This is a genomic window from Deltaproteobacteria bacterium, assembly GCA_022340465.1.
Taxonomy (GTDB): Bacteria; Desulfobacterota; Desulfobacteria; order Desulfobacterales; family B30-G6; genus JAJDNW01.
In genome coordinates this window covers 26,666-36,721 of sequence record JAJDNW010000108.1, presented here as the reverse complement: position 1 = coordinate 36,721, position 10,056 = coordinate 26,666, and the positions used below count along the sequence as shown (strand labels likewise).

The following is a 10,056-nucleotide window of genomic DNA, read 5'->3' as shown; positions in this document are numbered from 1 at the left end:
CAAGCCCAGCAGCAGCCGCAGAGCCAGGTCAAGAGCCAGCAGCAGCTTCAAACCCAGCAGCAGCTCCAGAACCAGGTCAAGAGCCAGCAGCAGCTTCAAACCCAGCTCAATGAGCAAGCCCAACCCCAGGAATAATCCGTGCGGCTTTACAGCGTTCGGAAAAACAATGTTCCGAACGGGGTTAGCGCCGAAAAGACGCATGACAAGAGCTATAACCGCAACACGGTCCCGCTCGTGCCGCGGGGCCGTGCTGCAAATTAGCCTTGAAAGTCGACGAGACCACGCGTCTCCGTGATATCGAAGGCCACGGCGGCCGCAATCGTTTTCGCGGCTTCCTCGCCGGCGTGTTTGGCAATCGCCCCTCTCACGGCGTCGTACAGCGGCCCCGACTCCTGAATCTCACGGACCTTCAGGTAGAGCCGGCAGCCGGCAGTACCGAAAGTCACCGGGCTCTCGGTCACACAGAAAAGAACCGCCAGGGGATTCTCCTTCAGGTTTGCCAGACTGCGATTTTTGCCGAGGCCGAGCATCACCGTGCCGTCCTCGCTCAGGTTCAAACTGCCGAAATAGGCGGCGTTGGGCTGGCCGGCCCTGTTTGCCGTTCCCAGAACACCTACCCGCCCCGGTTTGTTGACGGTTTCCAGTAATTCTTTGCTGATCTCTACCATGCTAACCTCCTGGTCGTGATGATGCTCTCGCTGCCGCCGAGATCGATGGCTAAAACATATGCTTCGGCCCTGCCTGCGTTCTCCTCTTTCCCCGCCGCTTTTTGCATGCTCCCGCCCTCTTCGGCCCGTCACACCCGCAAGAAAAATTTTTACATTTTTTCTCAAAAGGCAATCACTTGCATGCTGATTATTTCACCATATTTTGTCAAGATCAAATTAGAGTTGCCCGCCGGAAGAGGCTTTGGTACATCTAAACCTCGACATTGCAAAAGGAGAAATCGATATGAGTACGGAAATCGCAGTGTTGGGCGGCGGACCCGGTGGCTATGTCGCAGCGGTGAGAGCCGCCCAAAGGGGCGCCCGGGTCACCCTGATCGAAAAGGACAGCCTCGGTGGAACCTGCCTCAACCGTGGCTGCATTCCATCCAAAATCATGCAGACCACTTCCGGGATGCTCGAGCGGTTTCGCAACAGCAGTGACTTCGGCATCCGTCTGGAGGGACAGGCGGTCGCCGACATGGCCGCGCTGCAGGCCCGTAAAAAAAAGATCGTCGCCAACCAGGTCCGCGGCATCGGCAACCTGCTCAAGCACAACGGCATCACCCACATCGAGGGCCGCGGCATTGTCCAGGGACATGGAACCCTCGAGGCACTGACCGCGGAAGGCGAAACCCGGAGCGTACCATGGGAGAAGCTGATAGTTGCCACCGGCTCGGAGCCGCTTGAAATCGCGGCTTTTCCCTTTGACGGCGTCAAGGTCATCTCCAGCACCGATGTGCTCAACCTGGACCGAGTGCCGGAATCCATGATCATCGTGGGCGGCGGCGTTATCGGCTGCGAATTTGCCTGCATCCTGGCGGACCTGGGAACACGCGTCACCGTCGTGGAGGCCCTGGACCGCCTTTTGCCGCTGCCGTCGGTGGATGCCGGCTGCTCCAAGGTGCTGCAGCGGGAGATGAAAAAAAGGAAGATAACCTTTTTCCTGGACAAAACGGTTACCGCCGTGGACACCGGCGGCGAAAAGGCCGCGGTCACCATCGGGCCGTCGCCCCGGGCCGCCGACCTCAAGGAAAAAGACCGTCAACCGCTTGAACTCGAAGTCGAAAAGGTGCTGGTGTGCATCGGCCGCCAATCGAACGCCGCAGGTATCGGGCTTGAAACCCTTGGTTTGGAACTGGATGAAAAAGGATGGATTACCGCCGACAACCGCATGCAAACGTCGGTCGACACCGTTTTTGCCATCGGTGACGCCCTGGGGCCGGCCAAGGTAATGCTGGCCCATGTCGCCTCAACCGAGGGCATCGTTGCCGCCGAAAATGCCACGGGCGGCGACCGTCAAATGGACTACACGGCTGTCCCCGGAGCCATCTTCACTTCCCCTGAAGTGGCCAACGTCGGGCTGACCGAAGCGCAGGCCGGGGAGCGAAATCTCGATTATCGGGCCGACACCGTCCTGTTCAGAACCGTCGGCAAGGCCCAGGTGATCGGCGAACTGGCGGGAGAGGCCAAGATCGTGTCCGATACAGCCAGTGGGCGGGTGCTGGGCGTCCACATCATCGGCGCCCATGCCACCGACCTGATCGCCGAGGGAACCCTGGCGGTCACAACCGGACGCACGGTCCAGGAACTGGCCGAAACCATTCACGCCCACCCCACCCTGGCCGAGGTCACCATGGAAGCGGCCTTCAAAGCCGTGGGCCGGGCGCTGCACGGATAACATCGGGATTTGGCTGGAATTCTCTCCACCCTCCCCTGCCCCTCCCTTAGAGGGAGGGGGATCCAGTGGAATATTCCTATACGCCATTTTTATAATAATCGCGCATCAATGTTGACTTTCGTTTAAAATTGATTAATAATTAACGAATTCCAATATTTCTTAAGTTAATATCGCGAATGTCGTGGACGAATTTATTCCCGGCGGAGGCAGCTCCGGGCTATTGCCGCCGGCCAAAAGGCTGCAGGAAATCCCTGCAGCGCTATAGAGGAGATGTTCGAATGAAGAAAGTGATCATTGCCGGCGTGGGCGCTCAGGGGAGCACCATCGCCAAGCGGCTGAACGACGATGAGAATGTCGGCGCCATCATCTGCGCGGACTACGACCGCAAAGCCGCCGAAGAACTGGGCAAAACACTGGAGAAGGCCACCGCCCTCGAGCTGGATGCCGGCCGGGTGGAGAACGTGATCGAAGCGGCCCGGGGATGCGACATCATTATCAACGGACTCCCCCTGGAGTACGACCTGATCGTCATGGAAGCCGCCCTGGCCGTAAATGCCGCCTACATGGACCTGGCCGGCCCGATCATCGAGGAGATCGGCTTCGTGGAAAGCTACAAACTGATCTTCACCGAATGGAACGACCGCTTTAAGGAAAAGGGCCTGACCGCCCTGGTCGGCGCCGGCTCCACGCCGGGTATGGCCAATATCATGGCCCGGGAATCGGTGGACCGGATGGATGCCTGCGACAAAATCGGCATCTATGTCTACGACGGGGTCTGGACCAACCGCTTCACCCCGTTCTGGTGGTCGCCGGAGGTGGCCCTGGGCGACATGGGTTATGTCACCTTCCGGTGCGAAAACGGCGACATTATCACCGACGAACCTTTCAGCCGGCCGGAAATGATGACTTTCAAGGGGGTCCCCAGGCCCGTCCGCATGGTGGACCACGAGCACGACGAGCCCGTCACCATGGGCCTGTTGAAGGACAAGGTGCTGAAGGGCGTCAAGCATGTCGAGTTCAAATACGGGGGCCCGTCCGTGGACCTGTCCGAAAACCTTTACAGGATGGGTTTGCTCGGCCTGGAACCCGTGAAGGTGAAGGGGGTGCCGGTCGTGCCCATGGACCTGGTGCTCAAGCTGACCCCGCCGGCGCCCAAGTACCCCGAGGAGATAAAAGCCATCATCGACCAGGGTCTGGAAATGGAGGAAGGCGCCTTTCTCGTGCGCGTCCAGGGGAAAAAGGACGGTCGGGACGTCTGCATCGACAGCTACCTGTGCGCGCCGGGGCTGGTGGAAGCCTTTGAAGCCTCCCAGCTCAGCCACGAATCATACTCAACCGGCCAGTGCGCCGCGGTCTTCGCCAAAATGATGGTCAACGACGTGTTAACGGAAAAAGGCCTGTTCTCCCCCGAACAACTGGAAGCCGAACAACGGGCCTACTGCTTCCGGGAGCTGGCCGGAATGGGTGTCACCATCGATGAAATTGTGGAAACCAGACGCTACTAGCCGGAAACCGGCCCGAACCTCGCGCCGATCGCATTGACCGCAACGTTGAGGGTGACCCGGCAACTGAACGATCAACCCCCCCGATTCCGATGATAGGGTTCAAGGAAAAACGACCATGTCGCAGATGAGCATTCAGGAATACCAGCGGAAGGTGGACGAGTGGGTCAAAACCTATGGCGTGCGGTACTTTTCGGAGCTGACCAACCTGGGCATTCTCATGGAGGAGGTGGGCGAGGTGTCCAGGATCATGACCCGGACGTACGGCGACCAGAGCTTCAAAAAGAGAGACGCGGACCCGGATCTGGCGGATGAGCTGGCCGACGTTCTGTTCGTGGCCGTCTGCATTGCCAATCAGACCGGTATCGACCTCACCAGGGCCGTCGAAAAGAACCTCGAAAAAAAGCGTGTCAGGGACCGGCGGCGGCACTGGAACAACCCCAAACTGACCGGCAGCCGGCAGCGCTGAACCGCAGGCGGAGGATACTCGTGGATTATGAAGTGACGAAAATCGAAATGAAAAAAAATTTCAAGGAATGTCCCGCGTGCCGGTACCGTGACGGCTTTCACTCCATGTTCGAAAAAGACGGGAATGAAACCAAATGGCTCTTTATCTGCCCGGCCTGCCACCGGGTGTTCGACATCGGCCTCACCGTATAGCGGCCTGACCTCCCCCCCATGTTGCACGACCTTGCCCGTTCCCGGAGGCATCCTGTCTAATGGGTGTCGATCGGCGCAGCATAGCGAATATCCTGCATCGTTTTTCCCAGCTTACCCGTGTGCAGGCTTTCACCGGCGATCACGACCTCACAAGCCGCCCGGTCGATGCCGCCCGTAAGGTACTCATGGGCGGCCGTCACCAGGCGCACCCCCAGGTTCACGCATCTTTCTACTAGGCTCTCCAGAGACGTCTCCAAATTTTCCCCCGACAGAACGTCGCGGTAGTGAATGCGCTCCGGCAGCGAAATGTCACCGGTGTTCAAGCTGTGGTAGAAGCCGGCCACCGATTCCGGCGGCACGCATCCCAGGGCCCCCATCACGCGAAAAGCGTGATAGTAAAACCGGCTTCCGATTTTGCTGAAATAGCGCTTTTGCTTCTTCAGGGCCGCCTCGAGCGTTTCCGCCTCGACCCCCAGGACCTCCGGTGCAATCAGGTTGTGAATCAGGCGCGGCTGGATGCATTTCTCGAAACGGAAGACATCGTTCAGGCGGCTGTCGATCAGGGTCTCGTACTTCCAGTGCAGATAGGAGGCCTTCTGCTTTCGCGTCTTGCCGGCATTCGGTTTGTAGCCCGACATGTAGAAAACCAGCGGGTGAAAGGTGATGTCGGCGGCGCAGTGCGTCAGGTATCCGGCAATGAAAGCGAAATCGCGTTGGCTGTTTGAATCGCGCGCAACATCCAGCACATCGAAAACGAATCGGCTGGTGGGCTGGCCGTCGTCCCCGTGAAGCTTGTACGCCACCCGGTTGATCTCCTCCTCCTTACTGTAAAACAGCGTGTCCGGGAAGATGGATCCCAGCTGGAAATATGCCAAATGCGCATCCAGGGCGGCGTTGAGCGCCCTCCCGCCGAGCTTCCGCTTCACCTTGTCGGCTAGATACAGGTGGGTGTTTTCATAAGGCATACAAATAAATTTCCACGGGTTTATTTGTTCATTTCATAGGCGCCGGCGAGCGGTGCCACATAGGTATCCCAAATGCGCCCGAAGCGCACAGGGTCCTGCACGGGTTTCTTGAGCATACGCATGCAGATGGCCATCTGGGCCTCCGTGCTGCTGGTTTTGGAGTAGAGCTGCAAAGCGAACTTGGAAAAATCACGGGTCATGAAATCGAAGATCTGGTCCAGGAATTCATCTTCCACCTTGTAAATCTTCGCGTTCTCGATGATCAGCTGCCCATAGGCCACGAGAGTGAAAAGTTCCCCTAAAATCAGCAGAAAATCGATGTCGCCCTGCTGCTCCTTTCCCGGGGGCGCGGTCATCAGAAACTCCTTCAAGAGTTCTATCTGCTCCTTGAACACCGCCAGGTTGGGCAGATCGATGCTGTTGTAGGCGATGTTGAAATCGTGAAATTGGATCTTGCCCAAACCGCGCGTCGGCCCCTGATTGAAAAGGAAGGTGTCGTCCTCGGTGCCGCCGCGCCGGCCGATTTCCGGGAACTCACCCGGGTTGAAAAAGTAGTTGGCCATGAATTTGATGATCAGGGCCATGTTGACGTGCACCGTGCCTTCCAGCTTGGGAAGCGCCCGGATGTCCTGCGCCGCCATCTCAAAAAACATGTCCTTTTCGAACCCCTTGGCGGCGATAACGTCCCACAGGAGGTTGATCACCTCCTCCCCCTGGGTGGTGACCTTCATCTTGGTCATGGGCGTATACAAAAGATAACGCCGGTCCTCGGCCGACGCCGCCCGGATGTAATCGGCGTTCCTCAGGGCAAACAGCTTCATGGCCGCAAGGCGCGTGTAGGCGTCCACGAACAGCTGGCGAATGTGCGGAAATTCGGTGACGCGCTTTTTGTACAGTATCCGGTTGGTGGCGTGGGTGATGGCTTCGTAAAAAGCATGCGTGCAGATGCCGATGGAAGCCCAACCCAGGTTGTATTTGCCCACGTTGATGGTGTTGAGGGAGGAATCCCACGCGTCCCGGCCCTTGGTGAGAATGTCCGCCTCGGTGATGGGGTATCCCTGCAGGGCGTATTCGGCCACATAGTTCTGGGAACTGACCACGTTTTTTACCAGATCGTAGTTTTGGTGCCGGGGATCCGCCACGAAGAACACATACTCATCGGTTTCCGTGTCCTTTCCGAAAGTCGACACCAGGGCGGCTTCATTGGCGTTGCCGATATAGTACTTGCCACCGTCGGCCACGTATTTGCCATCCCCCAGGGGCGTCAAGGCCATTTCACTCGAATACAGATCGGCGCCGTGGGTTTTTTCCGACAACCCGAAAGCAAAGATGCCGCCCTCTTCCAGAAGCTGCGCCGTTTTGGTTTTCACCGCCTCATTGTTGCCCATCCAGATGGGTCCCAGGCCAAGGATGGTCACCTGCCAGGTGTACCAGTACGGCAGGCCGTAAAACCCTAAAATTTCGTTGAATGCACAGTTCCTGTGGGTGTCCCAGCGGCAGCCCTCCTTGCCGTAGGCCGAAGGCGTCAGCAGGGTAGCGAAAATCTTTTCCTTTTTTACAAACTCGATGAAATCCGCATACCACACCTTGCCGTGATAGTCCTCCTTGAGCTTCTGTTTACCCTTGTTCTCGAAAAAGGCGATGGTTTTCAACATAATGGACCGCGATTTTTCATCCAGGTACTCGTATTGGTTTTCCTTGGGGTTCAGGATCATTTTTTTCACTCCTTTTTCATCCGGTTTATGCGGTTCAACGCGTCCTGTTTGACCTATTTTCCCGGTTTTGGCAACAAAAACCGTCGGAAAAATTTGAAATGCCTGGTTCGGGCTTGATTTTTAAGCTTGAGGGACGTTCATAAATATATAAATAACTATTCTTAGGGATGAAGGTATTTATATATTTATGAACGTCCCCAAGATACAAATATTACACTGGAAATATCGGCTAAAAAAAGCCATACTGTCTCGCATGGCCTGTGGCTTTGCCGCACAAAAATCGAACCGATCTAAACCTTAGAGAAAAAGCCGCGATGAACGACAGCCTCGTACTGACCAACGCCAACATCATCACGATGAACCCGAAGCAGCCCCGTGCCCGGGCGGTTGCCGTGCGCGCTGGACACATTCACGCCGTGGGTGCCTCGGACGAAATCGACGCTTTCGATGCGGATGCCAGGGTGATCGATCTGCGCGGCAAAACCGTTCTGCCGGGACTGATCGACAGCCACCTCCATTTTACCGGCACCGGCATAAAAGCCATGGCCCTCGATTTTTCCCGCGCCGGCTCCGCCGCCGACGTCCAGGACACCCTGAGGGAGGCAGCCGTCGAAGAAGCGCGCGGCGAACTTTTATTCGGTATGGGCATCAATCACTACCGGCTGGCGGCAGGGCGCCTGCCGGGCATCCGGGATCTCGATCGTGCCGCTCCGGAGCACCCGGTTTTCATCGTGGGCGCCACCGGCCACAACTCGCTGGTCAACTCCATGGGCCTCGACATGCTCGACCTGCCCGACAATGCCCTGGAATTTTATGCTGACGGCTGCTTGCGGGGCCGTGCCCATGAAATTGCCGTGGAACGGATGCGATCCAGGTTCGTCGAAAAAACAGGCCTCGACGTATTCCAGAAAAAGGCCGCGGACCTGGCGCTGGAGGTGGGCCTCACAACGGTCCACGCCCTGGAAGGCAGGAACGCGCCCGACGATCCGAGTGTCGCCTCCCTGGTAGACCTGGCCCCCGGTCTGGCATTGCGGATCGTCCCGTGGTATCAGACCCTCGATGTCGATGCCGTCCACCGTTTCGGGCTGCAGCGCATCGGCGGATGTATTCTTTTGGACGGCGATTTCGGACCGCACACCGCCGCGATGCTGGAGCCCTACACCGACCAGCCGGACAATCACGGCATCCTCTATTACCCCCAGGAAGGAATCGACGCCTTCGTAGAAAAGGCGCACCGTGCCGGTCTGCAGATTGCCATGCACGCTGTTGGTGACCGCGCCGCGGCCCAGGCCCTTGGCGCCTACGAAAAGGCGCTGGAAAAATGGCCGGACCGGAACCACCGTCACCGCATCGAACATTTCGAGATATACGACGACACCCTGGTGAAAAAAGCGGTGAAGCTGGGCATCCACCTGGGAATTCAACCGCCTTTCAATTATCACTTCGGCGGACACCGGCGCCTGGACAACCTCTTGGGCCGCCAAAGAGCCCTGCGCTCCGACCCGCTCAAATCCCTTATTGACGCAGGCGTGCCGGTGGGCGGCGGGTCGGACAGCTACGTCACCCCCATGAATCCTGTCTACAGCATCCACTGTGCCGTCAATCACTCGCTTCCCGAAGAGCGCCTGGATGCGGAAAGGGCCATCCAGCTGTACACCATCGACAACGCCCGTCTCGGGTTCGAGGAAAAGGACAAGGGGTCCATCGAAACCGGTAAATTGGCGGACTTCACCATTGTTTCCCAAGACCCGACCGAAGCGCCACCGGACAGGATTAAGGAGATCGGCGTCGAAATGACCATCATCGGCGGCCAGGTGGTTTTTGACATAACCAAACAATAACGGTATGAATTAATCTCAATGTTGAACCGTATGTATCAAACAGCAGACACCATGCGCCTATTCCGCATCTTTTTATCTTATCTGTTTCTCTTCGCTCTGATCGCCTGTGCCGGCGGCAAGGCCGCGCATGACAGACCCGACCCGGCGGAACCGGCCGTCAATGAGCTCGGCAGGGGCATCGGGTGGTACGAGCAGGGGTGCTATCACAAAGCCCTCGATCACCTGCTGCGCGCCCACGAGCTTTTCACCGCCATAGACGAGGTTCCGGGTGTTGCCGCCTGCCTCAACAACATCGGCAATGTCTACGCCAAAATAGGCGACCCTGAAAGCGCGATGCTATTTTTTGACGCGTCCCACGACCTGTATGGCGATCTCGGCGATGACGGCGGTGCCGTGCAGGTTATGGCCAACAAAGCGGCGCTTCTGATCAGGGAAAACCGGCAGCACGAAGCGCAGGCAACGTTGGCGGCGGCGGAAGAAACGGCGGACCGCAACGGCATAACATCCGTTTCCCTGTTGAAAAGCAGGGGAATGCTGATGGCCGCACAACAGAAAACGGCCGAGGCCGAAAGGCTTTTTGGGGAAGCGCTCGAGGCGGCCGACCCGGAAAGCTACGCCACCACCGGAGCCCTGCACTATGCCCTGGGCAACGTCATGGCGGAAACCGGCCGGTATGATGAAGGCATCGCCCATTATCGAAAAGCGCTGGACGCGGATCGAAAAACAGGATTTCACAGCGGCATTGCCGACGATCTATCAGCCCTTGGAACCCTCTATCAGAAAAGGGGGGAGCATGCCGCAGCGAGCGCCTGTTTTCAGCGCAGCATCAAGATCTACGCCCTCATGGGCGACGGTGAAAAGGTCACGCAATCGCTGGAAAAGCTCGAAGTGTCCGTCGGGGAAGCAGGGGTGGACACGGCAGTGACAAAGCACTTTGTCAACCGGTGGCTGAATGGAAACATCCGGACAAGCCTGTGTCAGTAGACGC

At 57.7% G+C, this 10,056-nt stretch carries 9 protein-coding genes; 6 read left to right on the top strand and 3 right to left on the bottom strand.

What is annotated here, in order from left to right:
• Nucleotides 1–257: 257 nt before the first annotated feature.
• Nucleotides 258–668, bottom strand: coding sequence for a pyridoxamine 5'-phosphate oxidase family protein (locus LJE94_15835; protein MCG6911576.1), 411 nt, complete (start codon nucleotides 666–668; stop codon nucleotides 258–260).
• Nucleotides 669–951: 283 nt separating this feature from the next.
• On the opposite strand from LJE94_15835, the gene lpdA reads away from it, so the two are divergent.
• From lpdA to LJE94_15815, 4 genes are all read left to right on the top strand, one after another.
• Nucleotides 952–2,385, top strand: a complete 1,434-nt coding sequence (lpdA, locus tag LJE94_15830) for a dihydrolipoyl dehydrogenase (protein ID MCG6911575.1) — start codon at nucleotides 952–954, stop codon at nucleotides 2,383–2,385.
• A gap of 278 nt (nucleotides 2,386–2,663) precedes the next feature.
• Complete coding sequence (locus LJE94_15825) at nucleotides 2,664–3,890, top strand: saccharopine dehydrogenase NADP-binding domain-containing protein (GenBank protein ID MCG6911574.1); 1,227 nt, start codon at nucleotides 2,664–2,666, stop codon at nucleotides 3,888–3,890.
• 124 nt (nucleotides 3,891–4,014) lie between these two features.
• Complete coding sequence (locus tag LJE94_15820) at nucleotides 4,015–4,356, top strand: nucleotide pyrophosphohydrolase (protein ID MCG6911573.1); 342 nt, start codon at nucleotides 4,015–4,017, stop codon at nucleotides 4,354–4,356.
• Between the two features lie 20 nt (nucleotides 4,357–4,376).
• Nucleotides 4,377–4,547 carry a hypothetical protein gene (locus tag LJE94_15815; protein MCG6911572.1) on the top strand — a complete coding sequence of 57 codons (171 nt, stop codon included), beginning with the start codon at nucleotides 4,377–4,379 and terminating at the stop codon, nucleotides 4,545–4,547.
• Nucleotides 4,548–4,603: 56 nt separating this feature from the next.
• On the opposite strand, the gene LJE94_15810 is transcribed toward LJE94_15815, so the two are convergent.
• Together LJE94_15810 and LJE94_15805 are read right to left on the bottom strand one after the other, a co-directional pair.
• Nucleotides 4,604–5,512, bottom strand: a complete 909-nt coding sequence (locus LJE94_15810; GenBank protein MCG6911571.1) for a zinc dependent phospholipase C family protein — start codon at nucleotides 5,510–5,512, stop codon at nucleotides 4,604–4,606.
• Nucleotides 5,513–5,532: 20 nt separating this feature from the next.
• A complete protein-coding gene (locus tag LJE94_15805; protein MCG6911570.1) occupies nucleotides 5,533–7,227 on the bottom strand; it encodes an acyl-CoA/acyl-ACP dehydrogenase in 1,695 nt (564 codons plus the stop codon).
• Nucleotides 7,228–7,541: 314 nt separating this feature from the next.
• Here LJE94_15805 and LJE94_15800 point away from each other — a divergent pair, with 314 nt between their 5' ends.
• Together LJE94_15800 and LJE94_15795 are read left to right on the top strand one after the other, a co-directional pair.
• A complete protein-coding gene (locus LJE94_15800; protein ID MCG6911569.1) occupies nucleotides 7,542–9,068 on the top strand; it encodes an amidohydrolase in 1,527 nt (508 codons plus the stop codon).
• Between the two features lie 30 nt (nucleotides 9,069–9,098).
• Nucleotides 9,099–10,052 carry a tetratricopeptide repeat protein gene (locus LJE94_15795; GenBank protein ID MCG6911568.1) on the top strand — a complete coding sequence of 318 codons (954 nt, stop codon included), beginning with the start codon at nucleotides 9,099–9,101 and terminating at the stop codon, nucleotides 10,050–10,052.
• Nucleotides 10,053–10,056 lie beyond the last annotated feature (4 nt).